The organism is Streptomyces erythrochromogenes (genome assembly GCF_036170895.1).
GTDB lineage: Bacteria > Actinomycetota > Actinomycetes > Streptomycetales > Streptomycetaceae > Streptomyces > Streptomyces erythrochromogenes.
Genome location: NZ_CP108036.1, coordinates 483,345 through 503,496 on the forward strand (window position 1 = coordinate 483,345; position 20,152 = coordinate 503,496).

Sequence of the window (20,152 nt, forward strand, 5' to 3'; positions counted from 1 at the left end):
CGGTCACGGGTCAGTCGATGACCGGATGCACTTCCGGGTGCGCGTCCCACCACTCCCGGTGGAAGCGGTTGTTGTCGACGTTGGCCAGGTAGGCGCGGGCCGCCGCCCGGTAGAGCTGCTGGGCCTGGCCGGCCGAGAGCGCCGAGCGGTTCCAGGCGAGCCGGATGCGTCCGGTGATGGGGCTGCCGACGAGCGGGCGCAGCACCGTGCCCTCGGCCGTCGGCGCCGTCGGCTGGCTGAGCGAGACGGCGCGCCCGGCCGCGATCAGGTCGTAGTGCATCTTGCGGTCGGTGATCCGGTACCGCAGTGACGGGCTGAACCCGGCCTCGGCGCAGGCCGCGACGAGGGCCTCGGGGCCGCCGTCGTCGTCCTCCACCGGGGTCATCCACGGCTCCCCGGCGAGGTCGGCCAGGTCGACGCGGTCCAGGCCGGCCAGCCGGTGCCTCGCGGACAACCGGATGCCGAAGGGCTCCTGCGGAATCAGCGTCCTGACCAAGGCCCCTTCCGGCAGCGGCACTTCGTGTTCGTTGACCTCGCCGTAGACGATGGCGTCATAGCGTCCGGCGCCGAGCATCCGGGTGAGCGCCGTCACGGAATCCTCCAGGTCCACGGCGATCTCCCGGCCGGACATCGACAGGTCGGTCTGAGCCAGGAGGCCGTCGAGCAGCACGAGCAGGATGCAGCCGAGGCGCAGCGGGCCGCCGGTCGAGATGGCGCGCGCCTCCGCTCCCAGGGCGTCCATCTCACTCAGTACCCGGCGCGCCCTGGCCAGGACGAACTGGCCCAGCGCCGTGGGCTCCACGCCGCCCCTGCCCCGTACGAACAGGTCGCCTCCGGTGACCCGTTCGATGCGCCTCAGCTGGGCGGACAGTGCGGGTTGTGAGACTCCCAGCCGCCGTGCCGCGCCCCCCAGGCTGCCCGCCTCCGCTATCCGGAGGACGGCTTGCAGATGCCTCAACTCCAGCTGCATCCGGGCAGCGTACGCAGGGCGCCCCGACCGCACCATAACGCGGACCTTATGCCTTCCGGGATGTCCCATTCTCGTCATGTCCACGCTCATACTCGGCCGCGAACGAACACCCGCTCATCCCCGAACCCCCCACGATCGGAGTGGACGTTGCAGCCCACCAGATGGACGGCGGCCGTGGCAGCGATGGCGCTGACCGCGAGCCTCGCCGGCGCCCTGGCCGGGACGGCATCGGCAGCGCAGCAGGCGCAGCCCGCACCGTCCCGGAAGGACACACCCGCCGCACGCGCGGTCGCGGCCGCCGACCAGGCGGTCGACAGCGGTCTCGACTCCCTGGTCAACTCCGCGCAGGAACAGTACGAGCGACGGCTCGTCACCCCCTGGGTGAAGGACCTGTATTCGGTGTCGTACGAGCGCAGCTACCGCGGCCTGCCCGTCGTCGGCGGCGACGCGGTCGTCCTCGCCGACGGCGCCGGCAAGGTCCGCGCCCTCCAGTCCGCCTCCTCCGTACGCATCGACGTCGCCACCCGGGCCTCGGTGTCCGCGAAGGACGCCGAGACCACGTCGCGGACGAAGCTCGCCGCGGTCGACGAGGTCGAGAGCAGCCGGCTCGTCGTCCGGCTCAAGGACGACAAGCCCGTACTGGCCTGGGAGACCGTGCTGAGCGGCCGTACCAGGACCGCGCCCAGCAAGCTCCACGTCTTCGTCGACGCGCGCACCGGCTCCTTCGTCGACAGCTACGACGACGTGGTCGCCGGCACCGGCAACAGCAAGTGGAACGGTCCCGGCCCGATCACCATCGACACCACCGACTCGGGCTCCACGTACACGCTGCGCGACCCCCACCGCACCGGCCTGAGCTGCGCGGACTACAGCACCGGCACGGTCTTCACGAAGTCCTCCGACTCCTGGGGCACGGGCAACCCCACGAGCAGGGAGACCGGCTGCGTCGACCTGATGTTCGCCGCGCAGAAGCAGTGGGACATGCTGACCCAGTGGCTGGGCCGCAACGGCGTCAACGGCAACGGCCGCAGCTTCCCCGCCAAGGTCGGGTTGAGCGACCTGAACGCCTACTGGGACGGCAGCTCGGTCACCATCGGGCGCAACAGCGCGGGCGAGTGGATCGCCGGCGTCGACGTGGTGGCCCACGAGTACGGGCACGCCATCGACTCCAACACCCCCGGCGGCACCAGCGGCCAGGAGGCCGGTCTCGGCGAGGCCACCGGCGACATCTTCGGCGCACTGACCGAGGCGTACATCAACCAGCCGGCCCCGTACGACACCCCGGACTACACGGTCGGCGAGGTCGTCAACCTCCAGGGCCGCGGCCCGATCCGCAACATGTACAACCCGCCGGCCGTCAACAACGACCCGGCCTGCTACAGCTCCGCGATACCCGGTACGGAGGTGCACGCGGCCGCCGGCCCCCTGAACCACTGGTTCTACCTGCTGGCCGAGGGCACCAGCCCGGGCGGCGGCAAGCCCGACAGCAGCGCCTGCAACGGGACCACCCTGACCGGTGTGGGGGTGCAGAACGCCGGCAAGATCTTCTACGGCGGCATGCTGTTGAAGACCAGCAGCATGTCCTACAAGAAGTACCGCACGGCGACGCTGAACTCGGCGAAGTCGCTGGACGCCACCTGCGACCTCTTCCACAAGACCAAGGGCGCATGGGACGCCATCAGCGTGCCCGCCCAGTCCGCCGACCCCACCTGTACCCCGAGCGGCCAGAACAACGACTTCTCGATGGCGCTGAACCCCTCGTCGGGCACCGTCCAGCAGGGCGGTACGGTCACCACCACGGTAGGCACCACCGTCACCACGGGCACCGCCCAGTCGGTGACGCTGACCGCCTCCGGCCTGCCGGCCGGGGTGAGCGCCTCCTTCAACCCGGCGACGGTGCAGTCCGGCCAGTCCTCCGTGCTGACCCTGACCGCCACCTCCAACGCCGCGCCCGGCGCGTCCACGGTCGTCGTCAAGGGCCAGGGCACGACGCTGTCCCACACGGTCGACTACACGCTGAACGTCGGCGGGACCCAGCCCGGCAACGACCCGCCGGACATCGACGTCGCCAAGGTGCAGGCGCACCTGGCGCAGTTCAACACCATCGCCACCCAGAACGGCGGCCACCGCCGCGCGGGCAGCGCCGGCTACACCCAGTCGCTGGCCTACGTGAAGGGCAAGCTCCAGGCGGCCGGTTACACGGTCACCGAGCAGTACTGCTCCTCCTGCACCTACCCCTCCAACAACCTGATCGCCGACTGGCCCGGCGGCCCCGCCGACCAGACCGTCATGTTCGGCGCCCACCTGGACGGCGTCTCGGCCGGGCCCGGCATCAACGACAACGGCTCGGGCTCCGCGACCCTGCTGGAGAACGCGCTCGTCCTCGCCCAGAAGAACCCGACGATGACCAAGCACGTGCGCTTCGCCTGGTGGACCGACGAGGAGCAGGGCCTCAACGGGTCCGAGTTCTACGTCAACCAGCTCAGCAGTGCCCAGCGTGCGACCATCAAGGGTTACTACAACTTCGACATGGTCGGCTCCACCAACGGCGGCTACTTCATCAACAACCTCAACTCCGCCACCGCCGCGCCGCTCAAGGCGTACTGGACCTCGCTGAACCTCGCGCCCGAGGAGAACACCGAGGGCCAGGGCCGCAGCGACGACTACTCCTTCCAGCAGGGCGGCATCCCCACCTCCGGCTACGCGGCCGGAGCCAGCGCCCGCAAGACCTCGGCGCAGGCCTCGAAGTGGGGCGGCACGGCGAACGCCGCCTACGACCCCTGCTACCACAGCTCCTGCGACACCACGAACAACATCAACGCCACGGTGCTCAACCGCAGCGCGGACGGCGTCGCCTACACCGTCTGGAAGCAGGCCGTGGGCGGCGAGACCCCGGCGCAGGACTTCTCCATCGGCGTCAGCCCCTCCGCGGGCAGCGCGGCTCCCGGCGGGTCCGCCTCGGCAACGGTGAACACCGCCACCGTGAGCGGCGCGGCCCAGACCGTCGCGCTCTCCGTCTCCGGCGCGCCGTCCGGCGTGACCGCCACGCTCAGCCCGTCCTCCGTGCAGTCCGGCAGCTCCTCGACGCTGTCCGTCCAGGTCGGCGCGGGCACGGCGCCGGGCACCTACACCCTGACGGTCACCGGCTCGGGCACCGTCAGCCACACGACCACCTACACGCTGACCGTCACGGGCGGCGGCAGCTGCACGCCGCGCCAGCTGGTGGTCAACGGCGGCTTCGAGAACGGCTCCGGCCCGTGGACCGCGACCACGGGCGTGATCACCAACCAGTCCGGCCAGGCCCCCCACGGCGGCAGCTACAAGGCCTGGCTCAACGGGTACGGCTCCACCCACACCGACAGCGCCTCGCAGTCGCTGGCCATCCCCTCGGGCTGCGCCTCGTACCGGCTCTCGTTCTTCCTCCACATCGACACGGATGAGGACGAGAACGTCGTCTACGACCGGTTCACGGTCTCCGTGGCCGGCCAGACGCTGGCGTCCTTCTCCAACCTGAACGCGAACTCCGGTTACGCCGAGAAGACCTACGACCTGTCGGCGTACGCCGGCCAGACCGTCACCCTGAAGTTCAACGGCGTCGAGGACCAGTCCCTGCAGACCTCCTTCGTCGTGGACGACGTGACCCTCCAGGTGAGCTGAGCCCGTGAGCTGATCCCACCCGGACGGCCGTAGCCCGGCCCGGCCCCGCACGACGGGGCCGGGCCGTGTGTCACGCCGGGCGGTCGTCGGCGAACTCGGCTTCCAGGACCTGCGTGAAAATGCCGATCGGGTCGTCCCAGTCGCCGTTGACGCTCTGGGCGACGAGGTGCTCGCCGTCGCGGCTGCCGTACGTGTAGCAGAACGAGCCGTTGATGGCTCCGCCCATGCCCCAGACCGTCGCGCCCGAAGACACCGTCATGGACGACATGCCCAGGCCGTAGGAGGCACCGGGGATCCATTTGCCCTCGGGGGCCGGGCGGGCCGCGAACATCTCCTCCTGCTGGGCCGGCGGCAGCAGCCGGCCGCCCAGCAGCTCCGCGAAGAAGCGGTTCAGGTCCCGGGCGGTGGAGACCATGCCGCCGGCCGACCAGGCGAAGCTGGTGTTCAGCTCGGTGACGTCGTGGATCTCGGCGTCGGGCGTGGTGAGGAAGTTCTTGCTGTAGAGACGGGCGTGCGGGCCGCGCAGTCCGTACTCGTCGCTGCCCGGAAGGTACGTGCCGGTCAGCTCCAGCGGGCGGGCGATGCGCTGCTCCAACTGGTGGGCGAAGGTCCGGCCGGTCGCCTTCTCGATGATCAGGCCGACCAGGACGTAGCCGGTGTTGCTGTACGTCCAGCCCTCGCCGGGTGCGAAGTCCGGGGCGTGGGCGGTCGCGATCTCCACCAGCTGCTCGGGACTGAAGCGGTCGTAGCGGTGTTCCAGGAAGGCCGGCCCGTAGTGCCGGGAGAGCAGCGACTCGTCGACGGCGTAGTTGAAGAGCCCGCTCGTCATGCCGAGCAGGTGCCTGACGGTGATCGCGCCGGCGTCGTAGCCGTTGCCCCTGACCAGGCCGGGCAGCCACCGCTCGACGGTGTCGTCCAGGGAGAGTCTGCGCTCGGCGGCGAGCTGGAGGGCGAGGGCGGCCGTGAAGGTCTTGGTGGTGCTCCCGATGCGGTACTGCTCCTCGGGCAGCCGCTCGCGGCCGGTGGCCGTGTCGGCCACCCCCGCCGTGGCGAACCACCGGCCCCGGCGGTCCTGGACCTCGGCGACCATGCCGGGGAGGCCGGCTCCGCTCACCGCCCGGTCCAGGACCTCCTGCACGGCGGCATGCGAACTCGTCTGCTGGGGAACGGGCTTGGTCATCCGTCGGCTCCTCGGTGCGCGCCACTCACGTTCTTCCCGATGGGAAAGACGCTACGGCGCGGCACCCCGGCCGCGCTGGCCCGCTCCCGGCCAACATCAATACGACCGAAACGCCCCGGTTCACCCGTCCGTGCGCCCCTACTTGTGGCGGGCGCCCCGGCCCCTGTCCTCGGGGGCGACCATGGCGATCAGCCCGTAGTCCAGCTCCGCGCCGTCGATGAGCAGGGCCTCGATGGTGCGGGTGGCGGGGTCGATGTCGGCCTCCACGCCCTCTCCCCGGTAGCGGGGGTACCCGGAAGCCCCCTGCTCGCCGGTCGCCTCGACCACGGCCGACCTCAGGGCACGGTCCGCCGGCGAGGCGCCACGGAGGTTCTCGATGTGCTCGGGCACCACCAGGATCTCGAAGCTCTGCGGCTCAGTGGTCATGGAACCGAAGCTACCGGATGGGGCGTCGCGCAGCCGGTTTCACACGTCGCGCCGCCGCACCACGATCACGGCGAGGGCCACCGCGGTCAGCGGCCAGAGCGCGTACACGATCCAGGAGCCGGGGACGGTGGCGGTGTGGCCGAGGGATCCGGGGTCCGCCTCCCAGTTCTGGACGAGTCGCTTCCAGGCCGCCGGGACCATCGCGTGGTGGACGTCCGCCGACCAGCGGGCGCTCTCCGAGAACATGGTGGGGAGCATCAGCAGGGTGAAGACGGCGGTGACCATGGGATCGTCGCCATCCAGGCCGGAGTGGGGAGCCGGGTCATCGAGACCCAGCCGGACCAGGCCCGTGAGGCGCTGCGCGCCATCGAGGCCACCAGCAGGGAGACCCTGTCGGGCCTGCGGCGCACGCTGGTGGCGCTCCGTCAGGCGGACGGGGGCCCGGCCGCGGCCCAGGGCTCCCCCCTCGCGCCCTCGCCGGGGCTGGCGGACATCGAACGGCTGGCGGCCGCCACCGCGGACGCGGGGGTTCGCGCGAGGTGCGGCGCAGCGGGGACCAGCGTCCCGTACCGGCCGACATCGGGCTCTCCGCGTACCGGATCGTGCAGGAGGCGCTGACGAACCTGGTCCGTCACGCGGGCACCGGGCGCTGCCGGGTGGCCATCGGGTTCGGCCGGGAGGAGCTGTGCGTCGAGGTCGTCGACGACGGCCTGGGCGCCGGCGCCACCGCCGGACCGGCCTCCCACGGCTTCGGCCTCGTCGGGATGCGGGAGCGGGTGGGCCTGCTGCGGGGGCACCTGAGCGCCGGGCCGCGGCCCGGGGGCGGTTTCCGCGTGGCGGCCAGGCTGCCGCTGCCCGCGCCCGTCGCGGCCTCGGGTGCGGGTTCGGCGGCGGTGGCGGTGGAGGGCCGATGACCGTACAGGTGGTGCTCGACGACGACCAGCCGCTGGTGCGGTCCGGTCCTGACCACCTTCGACGAGGACGACCACGTCTACGGCGCGCTCCGGGCGGGCGCGAGCGGTTTCGTGGTCAAGGACATGGCCCTGGACGACCTCCTCACCGCGGTCCGCGTGGTGGCCGCCGGCGACGCCCTGATCGCGCCCGGCGTGACGCGCCGTCTGATCGCCGACTTCGTCGGCCGCACCGCCACCGTCCCGGAGCGCGCCCCGCGACCGGTCGAGGGCATCACCGAGCGGGAACGGGAGGTGCTGACGCTGGTGGGGCGGGGCCGGTCGAACACCGAGATCGCCCAGGACCTCTTCATCACGGTGGCCACCGCCAAATCGCACGTGTCGCGGCTGCTCACCAAACTCGGGGCCCGCGACCGGGTCCAGCTCGTGATCACCGCCTATGACATGGGGCTGGTCACGGCCGGTCACTGCGCCCCGGGATAGCCGCGGGCGCGGACCGGGCGGGCGGTCAGCGCGGCCCGTACCGCGCAGACGGGACCCGGCCGGCTGCCCGCCCTGATCCGCGAGAACCCGTCCTGGCAGCAACTCGCCGACGCGGCGGGCCCGTCGGTCGTCTTCGTCACCGCGGCCCTGCTGGGCCGGCGCGCCCTGCGCAGTCCTCCGCGGCGGCGGTCGCCCAGCTGCCGGCGGAGCGCGACAGAGCCTCCGGCCCGGGCGGGCGGGAGGCTCTGCGGTGTGACGTTCGGTGCCCACGTCGCCGGCCGTTCGGCCGGCGCGCGCCGTGCGAAGCGTCGGATCGGCGTATCGGCGGATCCGGGTGGAACAAGCCGGGGCCCCGTGGGCACTCGCGCGGGCGTCGGAGGCCCCGGCTCGTACGAGGGGACTCGTCAGCTGCCGGCCGAGAGGTTGCCCGACAGGACCGGGATGTTGTCCAGGATGTGGGAGAGCGGCTCGTCGCCCTTGGCCTGGGTGGAGTTCTCGGTGCACTGCTGGTTCTGCGGGTTGGACAGGACGTTGATGTCCTGGACGCCGACGTTGGCGAGGAGCGCCAGCACGGACTGGACGTTGGCCTTCACCGGCAGACCGATGCAGGGCTTGTTCAGGGTGCCCTGGACCAGGCCGAGCTGCGGGCTCTGGTCGCCTTCGGTCTTCTGGTTGCCGTAGATCTGCTGGGCACCGTTGCCGTTGACGGTGTTGATCCCGTTGTCGTTGCCGATGGCCATGGCGGGGGCGGCAACGGCGGCGCCCGCGCCGACGATCGAGGCGGTGACGGCGGCGGTGGCCATAATCTTCTTGAGCATCAGGGGTCCTTATGTCACACGAGTGCATGGGGTGAGCGCCTTGATCAACGGGTGGGGCGGCGGCGGGTTCCGACGCTTCACCCGATTGGCGGCACCCGTGTCACCCTCCCCGGACGGCCACGTTCAGCTCGACCACGTAGTGCTCCTCCACCCATCCGTCGGGGAAGCGGCCCATGAGGAGGGCGCGTTCGTCGGCCAGGAACGCGTCGGTGCCGGGTTCACCGACGAGGAAGAGGGAATGGGTGGACAGTTTGGCAAGGTGCGTGTCGACCGGGACCCGGCGCGACCACGACACGTGACGGTCGGTGAACCGCAGCCCGTCCTGCGGGCGGGCGCGTTCGTTGATGTACCAGCCCGGTCCGAACCGGGCCTCGATGCGGGACTGCTGCTCAGCGATCCATCCGACCGTGACGTCCGGGTCGTTGTGCCAGATCGCCAGCGCCCCGCCGGGCCGCAGCACCCGCAGCGCCTCGGGGACGGCGCGGTCCGGATCGGTCCAGTGCCAGGACTGCGCGTACGTCAGCAGGTCCAGGCATCCGGAGGACAGCGGCAGCCTGTTGCCGTCCGCGCGCACCAGCGGGGTGCCGGGGTTGCGCCGCCGGAACTCGGCGGCCATGCCCTCGCCCGGCTCCACCCCGACCACGCGGGCGCCGCGCGCCTCCAGGAGGGACGTGGCGATTCCCGTACCCGCGCCCACGTCGGCGACGCGGGCGCCGGCCAGGGGGAAGCCGGCCAGTTCCGCCAACGTGTCGAAGAGCTCGGGCGGATACGAGGGGCGGTTCGCGGCGTAGCGCGCCGCCGCGGAGCTGAATGAACGAGCACGGGATTCGGTCGTCATGACGCCCATGATGCCGCTGGGCCGGCCTTCCGTGGAGTGGGCCGCCGGTGTGGCGGGGGCCGGTGCGGCGGGAGTGACCCTACGATCGCCCTCGGTACGGCGGGAGGCGGATCGCACATGGTGGCCGCGCGGTATGTCACTGAGCTGGTCGGGGCGTTCGAGCGGCACGCCGGGCGGCCGGCGCTCGGGAACGGCCCGGTCGTGCTGGAGTTCCAGGAGGTGCTCGACGCGGCCTGGCGGCTGGCCGGGGTGCTGGCCGAGTCGGGGATCGGGCGCGGCGCGGGGCTGGCCTGCGTGGCGGGCACGAACCGGCCCGAGGTGCTGCTGGTACGGATCGCCGCGCATCTGCTGGGTGCGCGGCTGACGCAGGTCGTCGTCGGACCGGCGCTGTACGGGCTGGACTTCATCCTGCGGGACTGCCGGCCGGACCTGGTGGTGCACGACGTGCCGGTGCCCGGTACGGGGGCGCGCCGGCTGGGCCTGGACGAGGCGGTCCGGCGGGCCGCCCGGCGCGCGGCCGGGCCGGTGTCCGTGCGGGCGCGCGACGACGACGTGGCGCGGGTGACGTACACCGGCGGGACGACGGGGCGGCCCAAGGGGGTCGCCTCGACCTTCGGGGCGATGGCCGCGCGGAACTCCGTACGGCCGGCGGGGTGGGCGAGGACGGACTACCTGTCGGTCACCTCGCTCGCGCAGCGGTCGGGTGGGCGGTGCCTGGAGCAGTTCCGGGCCGGCGGGCGGGTGGAGATCCTCGAGCCCTTCGGCACGCGGGAGTTCGCGGCGGCCTGCCTGCGGCTGGGGCCGGTGTCCACGTACCTGACGACGTCGATGGTGTACCGGCTGCTGGACGATCCGGAGACCGCCCACGGGGTGCCGGGGCTGGAGGTGGTCTCGTACGGGGACTCGCCGGTCCATCCGGAGCGGCTGCGGGAAGCGGTGACGCGCTGGGGCGGGCGGTGGCGGCAGGGCTACGGCACGAACGAGGCGGGGGTGATCTGTCGGCTGACGCCGGCCGACCACGATGCGGGGGTGGGCGGGCGGCCGGAGCTGCTGGCGTCGGTGGGCAGGCCCGTCGACGGGGTGGAGGCGGAGGTCCGCGACGAGCGGGGGGCGGTGGTGGCGGCCGGGCGCACGGGCGAGGTGTGGGCGCGGTCGGCGGCGGTGATGTCCGGCTACTGGGGGAGGCCCGGGCCGACGGCCGAGGTGCTGCGGGACGGCTGGCTGCGGACCGGGGACCTGGGGCACTTCGACGGGGACGGCTACCTGTACCTCGACGACCGGGCCGCGGACGTGGTGATGGTCGACGGGGACAACGTGTACTGCGTACCGGTGGAGGCGGCGCTCGCCCGGCACCCCGCCGTCGCGCGGGCCGTGGTGGTGGGCCGGCACAGCGACCTCACCGGGGAGGAGGTGTGCGCCTTCCTGGTGCCGGCGGCGGGGCGCGCGCCGGAGCCCGGGGTGGCCGGCGAGGCCTGCGACCTGGTGGAACGGGCGCTGGCCCGGGCGCACCGGCCCACCGCCGTGTTCTGGGTGCGGGAGATCCCGCTGACCGCCCGCGGCAAGCCGGACAAGCGCCGGCTGCGTGAACGCGCGGCGACGGGCACGGCGGCAGGCGGCCGCGGCCGGGCGTAGGAGCCGGCCCCGGGGCGGGTGTTTGACTGGGCGGCATGGATGTCGCGCGAAACGGCGGCCGGGCCGAACTGCACGTGTGGCCCGGGGCCTTCCCCGGCTTCGACACCTTCGCTCCGGGCGCGGCGCTCAGCCGGGAGGCCCGCGACGCCCGCACCCGCTGGCTCCGGCGCGTCCTCAGCCGGTCCGCGGCCGCCTGAAACGGCTCGGCGAGCTGAAGGCTCCTCGGGTGCAGACGGGGACTTGTACGGCGGGCGGGCGCGTGCGTGCCGGCGGCGCCGAGGTGCCCGGTCAGTGCGAGGACCCCGGGCCTCAGGTCTGCCCGTACCCGCCGCGCTGTCAGCCCCACCCGTCATCGCCGGCTCGCCTGCGCTGGATCCACTGTGCGAATCCGGCGGGTTCGCCGTCGGGGGCGGGGCTGGCGCCGACGTCCGCGACCAGCCAGACCCGGCCGCGCTGCGGTCCCGTGGTGACGAGGAGCCAGAACGCCCGGGTGTCCTGTGCGCAGAGCACGATCGAGCCGTGGGAGAACACCGCGTCGATCCGGGCGTCCTGGTCGTCCTCGTCGTGTTCGACGGACTCGTCGTCCTCCCAGATCCATTCGTCCTCGAGCGGGAACATCGCGTCCGGCCGCCTCGGCTCCCCGCCGGCCCAGCACGCGGGCAGTTGCCCGAGGGGTTGCAGCCCGGCATCGCGCGGTCCGGGGGCGGACCCGTTGCTGACTTCGGCGATGAACGACCGGTAGGGCTCAGGCAGTGTCACCCCGTTCTCCGCCTCCCACGCCTCGACGGCCACGTACCCGAGGGCCGGCTCCCGCCGCGCGGCGGGAACCGCGGCGCGCAGTCCTACGAGGGTGGCTTCGTCGGGGCACGGATCAGGGGCTCTCGTCACGCCGCCATGATCGCAGGGGCCGGGCGGCACGTACCCTGGGGTCTTGCTTTCGAGGGAGGGGCCGACGTGTTGCCCGAGGTCGTCGGACGTGACGAGTTCGCCGCGTTGATCATCAGGACCGACTACGACGACGAGCCGGCATGGCGGGCGGTGGCGGCGGCCCTGCACGAGCGGTGGGGTGTCGACGGGGAGTTCGAGGCCTCCGTCCACGTCGTCGACGACCCGGTATGGGGCGGTGCCACGTCCGAGGCGGTCATCGCCGCGGTCGCCCGTGACGAGGACCTGAGCGTGGTGTTCGTCGCCGACGGTGTCACGATGCGGTCCCCGCACCGTGCGCTGCTCGCCCTCGACCTCGGGGCCGAGGACGAAGACCTCGACCCCGAGTACTACAAGGAACTCGTCGACTCCCCGCCTCCCCGCGCGTTCCGCACCGTCCCGGCCGGCGTCCACGACGTCCACGCGAACCTGTCGATCGCGAACATGGACTTCGAGGAATACGCGCACGAGGCGCTCGCCGATCCGGAGGGCGTCTTCCGGTCGTTCTGAACCACGACGGGCCGCCGGACGTCGCACGGCCCCCGTCGCCGTAGCACGGTCCGATCCGCGGTGCGCCCGGCGCCCGCCTGCGACCTGGGGAAACGGGTGTGACGCGGATCGTGCGGATGCCGTAGGTTCCTGCCTGGCCCGCCCTCTTCGGCGCGCCCTTCCTGTCCTGTACCCGTGGGGGGTTCTTCAGCATGTCCGCAGCTCCGGCCGGTCCGCCGGTCCCGTCCCCGGATGCCGGGCCCGTCGTCACGGGCCGACGGCTGCGCTCGGCCGTGGGCCTGGCCATCGCGCTGACCGTGCTGTTCGTGCTGTCCATCGGGTGCAGCGCGTACGCCGTGTACGCGGACTGGACCACGCACGCGGTCATGGGGCGGCTTCTCTCGGACCCCGGTGCGATCGGCGATGCCGAACTGGGCGACAGCGAAAGTCTGTTCCTCCTGGCCTCCTCGGTCCAGACCAGGGCCTTGATCCTCGCGTGCGTCGTGTTCATCGTCTGGTTCCACGTGGTGCGCACGAACGCCGCAGTGTTCGCGCAAGGCGCGGACCAGCTCGCATCCCGTGTGGCGGTCGGTGCCCGGTCCGTACCGCTGGCCAACCTCTGGCTGCCGTACCGGATCGCGGCGACCACCTGGGTGTCGAGCAGGCCCCTCGGGGCGGACGACGGCTCCCGGCGGTTCCCGTCGACGCTGGTCAACGTCTGGTGGGGCGCCTTCGCGGCGGCCCGGGTCCTGGGGTGGTGCGGGGGCATGGCCTACAGCCTCGCCCAGAGCCCCGGCGCCGTTCGCTACGCGGTCACGACCATGCTGGTGGGGGACGTCCTCGACATCGTGGCCGCCGTCCTCGCACCGCTCTTCGTCCTCAGGCTGACGGCCATGCAGCGCGCCAGGTCCGCCCAGAGTCCCGCCGTCGCAGCGGTGCGGCTGTAGCTGTAGCTGTCCGCTCAGGCGGCCGGGACGACCGAGGCGCGCATGGCAGCGGCCCATTCCTGGAGCAGGGCGGCGTGGCGGATGCGCTCCGCGTCGGAGAGGCGGCCTTCGGCGCGCGCGAAGAGACAGCGGATGTCGGCGTTGATCTCGGCGAGGGTGCGTTCGGGGGCCGGGCGGTCGTCAGGGGTCGGGCTCACGTGATCAAGAGTAGGGCCGGGGTCCGACAACCGTGGACCGTGTCCGGCATGCGGACGGCGGGTTCCGCCGTGGCGGACCGCCGTGGCGGGCTCATTCGGCGATCCGGGCGGCCCGGGACTGGAGGTAGCGGCGTTCCGGGGTGCTGAGGGTGAGGCCGGCGGCCTTCGCGTAGGCGTCGCGGGCCGCCGCCCGGTCGCCCGCCATCTCCAACAGGTGGGCCCGTACGGCTTCGAGGCGGTGGTGTCCGGCCAGGTGGTCGTCGTCGTCCAGCGCGGCGAGGAGGTCCAGGGCCCGGCGCGGTCCGTGCACCATGGCCACGGCGACCGCGTGGCCCAGGCGTTCCAGGGGGCCGGGGACCAGCCGGATGAGCACCTCGTAGAGGGCGAGGATCTCCGCCCAGTCGGTGTCCTCGTCGCTCGCCGACTCGTCGTGGACGGCGGCGATCGCGGCGCGCAGCTGGTACGGGCCGAGCGGCGTGCGGGTGAGGGCGTCGCTGACCAGCGCGACCCCTTCGGCGATGGCGTCCCGGTCCCAGCGGGTACGGTCCTGCTCCGCGAGCGGGACCAGGCTGCCGTCCGGCCCGGTACGGGCGGCGCGCCGGGCATCGGTGAGCAGCATCAGGGCCAGCAGCCCGGCCACCTCGCCGTCGTCCGGCAGCAGCGCGTGGACTGCGCGGGTCAGGCGGATCGCCTCGGTGGCGAGGTCGGCGCGTTGCAGTTCCCGGCCGGAGGTGGCCGTGTAGCCCTCGTTGAAGATGAGGTAGAGCACGTGGAGCACGTCGGCCAGCCGCGCCGCACGTTCCCGTTCCCGTTCCTGCTTCTGTTCGCGGTCGGCCGTGCCGGCGGGGGTGCCGAACGGCGACGGGGAGGTCTTGATACGCCGTTTCGCGCGGCTGATGCGCTGCGCCATGGTGGCTTCGGGAACGAGGAGCGCGCGGGCGATCTCGGCCGTGGTGAGGCCGCCCACGGCCCGCAGGGTGAGGGCGATCCGGCCCGCGGCGGGCAGGTCTGCACGACAGCAGAGGAAGAGCAGGGTGAGGGTGTCGTCCTCGGCGGGGGCACGGCCCTCCCCCGGTGGCGGCGCCACGAACTCGTCCCGCGGGGTCAGCGCCGCCGCCGTCTCCTCGCGCCGCCTGCGCGCGTCCTCGCTGCGCAGCTGGTCGGTGAGCCGGCGGGAGGCGACGCGGATCAGCCAGCCGCGCGGGTTGCGGGGGCGACCCTCCTCGGGCCACTGCCGGGCGGCGGCGAGCAGCGCTTCCTGCACCGCGTCCTCCGCCGCGTCGAAGTGTCCGTAGCGGCGCAGGAGCGCGCCGAGGACCTGCGGTGCCAGTCGGCGCAGCAGGTCCTCGCCCGCGGGTTCGGGGGCGGGGTGCGTCATCACATTTCGGTGCCCGCGGCGGAGTCGACGGGCCGGACGACGACCGGGTAGTTGGGTGCCCCCTCGGGCACCGGGCAGGCGTGGGCGCGGGCGGCGATCTCGGCGGCCCTGGCGAAGTCGGCGACGTCGACGATCCAGTAGCCGGCCAGCACCTCCTTGGCCTCGCCGTACGGCCCGTCGGAGATCACGGGTGTTCCGTCGGCGCCCGCGGTCACGAGCTTGGCCAGGCGGGGTTCGGTGAGGCCCTGTCCGTCGACCCATTCGCCCGATTCGGCGAGATCGTCGTTCAGGGCGCCCATGTGGTCGAACATCGCCTTCAGGTCCGCCTCCGACCATGCGGGGTTACCACTGCTCGCCCGGCCGCCCATCGCGTCGTAGTCCGCCTGACTCCCGAGAACCATCAGCATGTACTTCATGGGGTGCCACTCCTTCAGGTCGCGCTCCCGGATCGGGAGCCTCTCGCAGGGGACGTCGGAGCCGTCCCTCCCATTTCGACACGTCGGCCGCAGCCGCGCGAGATCGCCGCACCCTTGCCGCCCCACCCGCGGTGTCGTGCCCGTTACGCTGCCGCCATGAAGATCATCGACCTGGAGCCCGGTGACGCCCGGCTCACCGCCGACCTGCTTCCCGTGCTGCTCGAACTGCGTCCCCACCTCACCGAGGAGCTCTTCCTCTCGGTCCTCGACGAGGGGCGGGGCCAGGGGCTGCGCTTCACCGCGGCCTACGACGCGGACGGTGTGTGCGTGGGCGCGGCGGGCTGGCGGATCGTCGCCACCACGTCCATGGTCCGCAAGCTCTACGTCGACGACCTGGTCACCTCGGCCGCCGCCCGTTCCGGCGGTGTGGGCCACGCGCTGCTCGCGCACCTGGAGCAGCACGCCCGGGCCGCCCGGTGCACCGCCCTCACCCTGGACTCCGGGACCCAGCGGACCGACGCGCACCGCTTCTACTTCCGCGAGCGGATGGCCGTGACCGCCTTCAGCTTCGAGAAGCCGCTCCTCTGAGGGCGGGTGCGGGGGCGTGCCGGCCTCCGTGACCGAACCGTCGCCGCCCCGAGGCCCGATCGGGCTCGTCGGCGCGGCACCCACTTGTTAGGTTCCTGGCGTCGTCGACCCCGGGGGAACCGATCCCATGCCCGTAGCCCGAGTGCCCCGCGGCGGCCTGTGGGTCGCGGCCGTGGCCGCCGTCCTGCTGGCCGGCTCCTCCGGATGCGCGAACGGGGACGGTCGGGACCCGAAGGCCTCGTCCTCGTCCTCGCCTGTGCCTTCGGTCCCGGTGTCCGCGACCCTCCCGGCTACGGCTACGGCTACGGCTACGGCAGGAGGAGCCCCCTCTACGGCGTCAGGGGCGCCCACGACCCGGGCCGCGACACCGTCTCCGTCTACGGCTGCGGCGCCGACCCGGCTGACCGTCGCGGTGGACACCCGCGGCGGCCGACTCTCCCTCGTACGGGGCGGCGCCGCGCAGGAGTTCACCGTCACCCTGCGGAACGGGAACTCCACCGCCCACCGGCATCTGCTCGTGGCCTTCCAGATGGAGGTGCTCGTCGGCGAACCGGGCGACCGGCCGGGCAGCGGTCCGGGTTTCCTGCTGGAGCGCTTCGACCAGGCCTCCGGCGCCTGGCGCCCGGACGAACTGCGCGTCGCGAACGACGCCAGACCCCTGTCGCTGTACACGGGCGGCGGGCCCCTCGCCCGTGAGGCCGTCCGCGTCGAGCGCTACCGGCTGCGCGCGACCGCCGGCGGCCCGACGGGCAGCACCCCGGTGGTCGTGTCCTTCATCGACACCGATACCGACCGGGAGGCGGCGGCCCATGTCCTCCTCGGGCACAGCACCGGCTGAGCCGTCACACGGCCGCGCAGGCCTCCCCGGCGGCGGAGGCGGCGGTACGCCAGGCCGCGGTGACGGCCTCGCGGGCCTGGTGCGTCGCCTCCGGCACCCGGTCGGGGAGGTGCACCGGCGACCCGATGTGTACGTGGAGGCAGGGCCGGCGCAGCGGCGCCGTGAAGACCCCGGCGAGTTGCTTGGCGCTGCTGCCGGAGCACAGGCGGCGGGAGCCGGCCTGGCCGACGGGGACGACGGGGGCTCCGGTCGCGGCAGCGAGCCGGGCCAGGCCGCTGCGGAAGGGGCCCGGGGCGGACTCCCCCGCGTCGCGGCGCGTCGGCAGCCCGCCCTCGCCGTAGAGCAGCACGCTGCGGCCCGAGGCGAGGGCCACGGCGGCGGCGTCCAGGGAGTCCGCGGCCCTGGAGGTGCCGCGGTGGACGGCGATGTGCCCCTCGCGGCGCAGCGCCGGACCGAGCAGCGGTACGCGCCACAGTCCGGCGGTGGCCAGGATGACCGGCTCGATCCCGTGGCGCCGCAGTGCCGCGACCACGACGGCGGGGTCGGCGAGCGAGGTGTGGTTGGCCACGAGGATGGAACCGGTGGCGGGCCGGGCACCGGGGTCGGCGGTGACGGTCAGCCGCCCGAAGGCGGGGACCAGGGCGGCGGCGATTCGGCTGAGCATGGACGTCCCCGTTCGGTGGTGCGGTGGTGTTGCGGTCCATCGTCAACGGGGGGCGAAGGCGCGGTCATGAGTAGCCGTACTCACCGAATATGACCGAACGGTCACAAGATCGGGGTCGGGGAACGCGTGGTGTGCGACCTGCATCTAGCAGTGTGGCGGGGCCCTCTTGGGGTGCCGCCGAACGGTATCTGCACAGTGTGAGCGGCAAGGCGGGGCTGGGATGAAGGCGGTAGCGGTGACGGACGGTTCCTCGGACGACCCGAAGAACGAGGGAACCACCGTCGCAGGGGCGGAACCCGAGAAGGCGGCGTCGTCCGCGTCGGCGGACGCGAAGGTGGAAGCGGAGGCCTCGCGGCCCGCAGCCGAGTCGGACGGCGAGCCGGAGGCCACCGCGAAGGCGGACACCGAGGCGGAGGCCGACGCGACCGGGGAGGTCGAGGACGGGCCGGCCCGAGATGCCGAGGCCGAGAACGACGCCGAGGCGGCCTCGGACGCCGAGTCCGGCGCGGAGCAGGCGTCCGGCGCGGAGCAGGCGTCCGGCGCCGGCGCACCGGACGACAAGCCCAAGCCCGGGACCAAGACCCCGGACGAGGCCGACCCCAAAGCCGAAGACACCCCGGCGGACACCCCCGACACCGAGCCCAAGTCCCAGGCGACGGCCGAACCCAAGCCCAAGCCCGATGCCGACGACTCGCGCACACAAATGCTGCGCATACCCCCCACCCCCGCACCGGACGACAAGCCCAAGCCCGCAACGAAGACCCCGGACGAGGCCGACCCCAAAGCCGAAAACACCCCGGCAGACACCCCCGACACCGAGCCCAAGTCCCAGGCGACGGCCGAACCCAAGCCCAAGCCCGAAGCCGACGACTCGCGCACACAAATGCTGCGCATACCCCCCACCCCCGCACCGGACGACAAGCCCAAGCCCGGGACCAAGACCCCGGACGAGGCCGACCCCAAAGCCGAAAACACCCCGGCGGACACCCCCGACACCGAGCCCAAGTCCAAGGCTGAAGCGACCCCAGTGAAGGCCTCGGACACGCCCGACACCGGGCCCAAGGCGAAGCCCGAAGCCGACGACTCGCGCACGCAGATACTGCGGGTGCCCGGCACCAGCGCGCCGGACCGCAAGGCCGAGGACAAGCCCGAGCCCAAGCCCGAGGCCGACGGCTCGCGCACGCAGGTGCTGCGTGCGCCCGGTGCCGCCGCCCCGGACCGCAAGGCCGGCGGCAAGCCCGAGGCACCGGGGAAGAAGGCCGCCGAGAGCGCTCCGAAGGTGCCCTCCTGGGCGGCGGCGCGGGACGAGGACGCGGATCAGGATCCGGAGCGGACGAGTCAGTTCGTCGCGCTCAAGGACCTCGACGTCGCGCCCCCCGCCACCGCGCGACCCCAGTCACGCCCCCAGCCCCACCCCCGTCCGCAGCCTCCCGCGCAGGTGGCCGCGCCGCAGCCCCTGCCGCCGCTGGACCTGCTGGCCGATCTCACCAACACCCCTCCCCCGCCGGAGACTCCCCGCCGGACCGCGCTGCGCCGCGTCAAGGTGTGGACGCCGATCCTGCTGCTGCTCGTCGGCGCCTGCATCGGGGGACAGATGCTGCGGCCCCTGCCCGACCCCCGGATCGTCGCCGCCGAGACCGACCACACCGTCGACGGGCAGTTCTCCATACCCTGGCCCGCCAAGGGCCAGGGCGCCGTTCGCGTCACCGGCTCCGGCGACATCGGCACCTTCGGCGACCAGAAGCCCGTCCCGACGGCCAGCGTCGCCAAAATCATGACGGCCTACGTGGTCCTCAAGGGCCACCCGCTGCGCAAGACCGAGCCCGGTCCGGACATCACGGTCGACGCGAAGGCCGTGGCGGACGGCAACTCCGCGAGCGAGTCCCGGATCACGGGCCTCACCGTCGGCTCGAAGTTCAGCCAGCAGGACATGCTGAAAATGCTCATGATCCCCTCGGGCAACAACGTCGCCCGCCTGCTGGCGCGCTGGGACGCGGGGAGCGATTCCGAGGCCGCGTTCGTGGAGAAGATGAACGCCGCCGCCCGGGAACTCGGGATGAAGGACACCGTGTACACCGATCCGAGCGGGCTGGACGCGGGCACCGTCAGCACCGCCACCGATCAGCTGAAGCTCGCCGAGGCGGTGATGAAGGACGAGACGTTCCGCGCGATCGTCGCCCTGCCCGAGGCCCCCATCAAGGGTCTGAGCGAGAAGCTCGTCAACAACAACGACCTGCTCACGGTGCAGGGCCTGAGCATCCGCGGCATCAAGACCGGCTCCAGCACACCCGCCGGCGGAACCTTCGTGTGGGCAGCCTACAAGTCGGTCGGTGACGAGACCCCGCTGATCATCGGCTCGTTGATGGAGCAGCGCGCGCCCGCCCCCGACAAGGACGCCCTCAAAAGCCTGGACCTGGTGAAGGCGAACAGCAAGAAGATCATCGAGGCGGTGCGGACGGCCCTCGCCTCCACCCCGCTCGTCCGCAAGGGCGACATCGTCGGGTACGTGGACGACGGGCTCGGCGGCCGCACTCCGCTCGTGGCCGTGAAGGACCTGAACGTGATCAGCGTGCCCGGTCAGCGGTTCAAGCTGTCCCTGAACGCCGGTGCCTCGCCGCTGCCGCACACCGCGAAGGACGGGACGGAGGTCGGTGTGCTGACGGCGGGTGAGGGCGAGGGGGCCAAGAGCGTCCCGGTGGCCGTCAAGGGAGCCCTGGCCGAGCCCTCGTTCGGCACCAGGCTCACGCGTCTCGGCTGAGAGACAGAGCGGCTGAGCAGCTGAGCGGCTGAGCGGCT

At 72.8% G+C, this 20,152-nt stretch carries 21 protein-coding genes and 2 pseudogenes; 12 read left to right on the plus strand and 11 right to left on the minus strand.

The genetic code is table 11. From position 1 onward, the window contains the following. Nucleotides 1–10 precede the first annotated feature (10 nt). Nucleotides 11–970: a LysR family transcriptional regulator gene (locus tag OHA91_RS02380; protein WP_328738452.1), complete on the minus strand. Its 960-nt coding sequence runs from the start codon at nucleotides 968–970 to the stop codon at nucleotides 11–13. Nucleotides 971–1,153: 183 nt separating this feature from the next. Between OHA91_RS02380 and OHA91_RS02385 the strand changes: the two genes are divergently transcribed. Continuing rightward, on the plus strand, nucleotides 1,154–4,627 hold the full coding sequence (locus tag OHA91_RS02385; RefSeq protein WP_328741060.1) for a M28 family peptidase: 3,474 nt from the start codon (nucleotides 1,154–1,156) through the stop codon (nucleotides 4,625–4,627). A 70-nt stretch (nucleotides 4,628–4,697) separates the two neighbouring features. Here OHA91_RS02385 and OHA91_RS02390 read toward each other — a convergent pair whose 3' ends face one another. From OHA91_RS02390 to OHA91_RS02400, 3 genes are all read right to left on the minus strand, one after another. Further along, nucleotides 4,698–5,807, minus strand: coding sequence for a serine hydrolase domain-containing protein (locus tag OHA91_RS02390; RefSeq protein ID WP_266496081.1), 1,110 nt, complete (start codon nucleotides 5,805–5,807; stop codon nucleotides 4,698–4,700). 138 nt (nucleotides 5,808–5,945) lie between these two features. Further along, on the minus strand, nucleotides 5,946–6,233 hold the full coding sequence (locus OHA91_RS02395; RefSeq protein ID WP_266496079.1) for a hypothetical protein: 288 nt from the start codon (nucleotides 6,231–6,233) through the stop codon (nucleotides 5,946–5,948). Between the two features lie 39 nt (nucleotides 6,234–6,272). Beyond that, nucleotides 6,273–6,518: a hypothetical protein gene (locus OHA91_RS02400; RefSeq protein ID WP_266496077.1), complete on the minus strand. Its 246-nt coding sequence runs from the start codon at nucleotides 6,516–6,518 to the stop codon at nucleotides 6,273–6,275. A gap of 24 nt (nucleotides 6,519–6,542) precedes the next feature. Here OHA91_RS02400 and OHA91_RS02405 point away from each other — a divergent pair, with 24 nt between their 5' ends. From OHA91_RS02405 to OHA91_RS02420, 4 genes and pseudogenes are all read left to right on the plus strand, one after another. Next, nucleotides 6,543–6,851: a histidine kinase gene (locus OHA91_RS02405; RefSeq protein ID WP_328738453.1), complete on the plus strand. Its 309-nt coding sequence runs from the start codon at nucleotides 6,543–6,545 to the stop codon at nucleotides 6,849–6,851. Continuing rightward, a complete protein-coding gene (locus OHA91_RS02410; protein WP_328738454.1) occupies nucleotides 6,773–7,147 on the plus strand; it encodes a sensor histidine kinase in 375 nt (124 codons plus the stop codon). The genes OHA91_RS02405 and OHA91_RS02410 overlap by 79 nt, the downstream gene beginning before the upstream one ends. 45 nt (nucleotides 7,148–7,192) lie before the next feature. Beyond that, nucleotides 7,193–7,627: pseudogene (locus OHA91_RS02415) on the plus strand (LuxR C-terminal-related transcriptional regulator); the annotation flags it as partial. A gap of 75 nt (nucleotides 7,628–7,702) precedes the next feature. Further along, nucleotides 7,703–7,756 (plus strand): annotated as a pseudogene (locus OHA91_RS02420) (hypothetical protein); the annotation flags it as partial. Between the two features lie 275 nt (nucleotides 7,757–8,031). Here the strand turns inward: OHA91_RS02420 and OHA91_RS02425 are convergent. Together OHA91_RS02425 and OHA91_RS02430 are read right to left on the minus strand one after the other, a co-directional pair. After that, on the minus strand, nucleotides 8,032–8,445 hold the full coding sequence (locus tag OHA91_RS02425; RefSeq protein WP_266496072.1) for a rodlin: 414 nt from the start codon (nucleotides 8,443–8,445) through the stop codon (nucleotides 8,032–8,034). A 100-nt stretch (nucleotides 8,446–8,545) separates the two neighbouring features. Then, nucleotides 8,546–9,283, minus strand: coding sequence for a class I SAM-dependent methyltransferase (locus OHA91_RS02430; protein WP_266496070.1), 738 nt, complete (start codon nucleotides 9,281–9,283; stop codon nucleotides 8,546–8,548). A gap of 117 nt (nucleotides 9,284–9,400) precedes the next feature. Here OHA91_RS02430 and OHA91_RS02435 point away from each other — a divergent pair, with 117 nt between their 5' ends. Together OHA91_RS02435 and OHA91_RS02440 are read left to right on the plus strand one after the other, a co-directional pair. Then, nucleotides 9,401–10,915 carry an AMP-binding protein gene (locus OHA91_RS02435; protein WP_266496067.1) on the plus strand — a complete coding sequence of 505 codons (1,515 nt, stop codon included), beginning with the start codon at nucleotides 9,401–9,403 and terminating at the stop codon, nucleotides 10,913–10,915. A 35-nt stretch (nucleotides 10,916–10,950) separates the two neighbouring features. After that, nucleotides 10,951–11,112, plus strand: a complete 162-nt coding sequence (locus tag OHA91_RS02440) for an alpha/beta hydrolase family protein (RefSeq protein ID WP_408059148.1) — start codon at nucleotides 10,951–10,953, stop codon at nucleotides 11,110–11,112. A gap of 139 nt (nucleotides 11,113–11,251) precedes the next feature. Here the strand turns inward: OHA91_RS02440 and OHA91_RS02445 are convergent, their stop codons facing one another. After that, nucleotides 11,252–11,803: an SMI1/KNR4 family protein gene (locus OHA91_RS02445; protein WP_266496065.1), complete on the minus strand. Its 552-nt coding sequence runs from the start codon at nucleotides 11,801–11,803 to the stop codon at nucleotides 11,252–11,254. A 66-nt stretch (nucleotides 11,804–11,869) separates the two neighbouring features. Here OHA91_RS02445 and OHA91_RS02450 point away from each other — a divergent pair, with 66 nt between their 5' ends. Then, nucleotides 11,870–12,349 carry a DUF6924 domain-containing protein gene (locus OHA91_RS02450; RefSeq protein ID WP_308288991.1) on the plus strand — a complete coding sequence of 160 codons (480 nt, stop codon included), beginning with the start codon at nucleotides 11,870–11,872 and terminating at the stop codon, nucleotides 12,347–12,349. Nucleotides 12,350–12,540: 191 nt separating this feature from the next. Further along, entirely contained in the window at nucleotides 12,541–13,275 is a 735-nt protein-coding gene (locus OHA91_RS02455; protein WP_266496063.1) for a DUF4328 domain-containing protein, read from the plus strand. Between the two features lie 14 nt (nucleotides 13,276–13,289). Here OHA91_RS02455 and OHA91_RS02460 read toward each other — a convergent pair whose 3' ends face one another. From OHA91_RS02460 to OHA91_RS02470, 3 genes are all read right to left on the minus strand, one after another. Further along, nucleotides 13,290–13,472, minus strand: a complete 183-nt coding sequence (locus OHA91_RS02460) for a hypothetical protein (RefSeq protein ID WP_266496060.1) — start codon at nucleotides 13,470–13,472, stop codon at nucleotides 13,290–13,292. A gap of 91 nt (nucleotides 13,473–13,563) precedes the next feature. After that, entirely contained in the window at nucleotides 13,564–14,850 is a 1,287-nt protein-coding gene (locus OHA91_RS02465) for an RNA polymerase sigma factor (RefSeq protein WP_266496057.1), read from the minus strand. Continuing rightward, nucleotides 14,850–15,266, minus strand: a complete 417-nt coding sequence (locus OHA91_RS02470; RefSeq protein ID WP_266496055.1) for a YciI family protein — start codon at nucleotides 15,264–15,266, stop codon at nucleotides 14,850–14,852. Before OHA91_RS02470 ends, OHA91_RS02465 begins: the two co-directional genes overlap by 1 nt. Nucleotides 15,267–15,422: 156 nt before the next feature. Between OHA91_RS02470 and OHA91_RS02475 the strand changes: the two genes are divergently transcribed. After that, nucleotides 15,423–15,854 carry a GNAT family N-acetyltransferase gene (locus tag OHA91_RS02475; protein ID WP_328738455.1) on the plus strand — a complete coding sequence of 144 codons (432 nt, stop codon included), beginning with the start codon at nucleotides 15,423–15,425 and terminating at the stop codon, nucleotides 15,852–15,854. Nucleotides 15,855–16,266: 412 nt separating this feature from the next. After that, entirely contained in the window at nucleotides 16,267–16,692 is a 426-nt protein-coding gene (locus tag OHA91_RS02480) for a hypothetical protein (protein ID WP_328738456.1), read from the plus strand. Nucleotides 16,693–16,696: 4 nt separating this feature from the next. Here the strand turns inward: OHA91_RS02480 and OHA91_RS02485 are convergent, their stop codons facing one another. Continuing rightward, a complete protein-coding gene (locus tag OHA91_RS02485) occupies nucleotides 16,697–17,356 on the minus strand; it encodes a lysophospholipid acyltransferase family protein (RefSeq protein ID WP_266496048.1) in 660 nt (219 codons plus the stop codon). 220 nt (nucleotides 17,357–17,576) lie between these two features. Here OHA91_RS02485 and OHA91_RS02490 point away from each other — a divergent pair, with 220 nt between their 5' ends. After that, nucleotides 17,577–20,114 (plus strand): serine hydrolase, encoded by a 2,538-nt coding sequence (locus OHA91_RS02490; protein WP_328738457.1) that lies wholly within the window; start codon nucleotides 17,577–17,579, stop codon nucleotides 20,112–20,114. Nucleotides 20,115–20,152 lie beyond the last annotated feature (38 nt).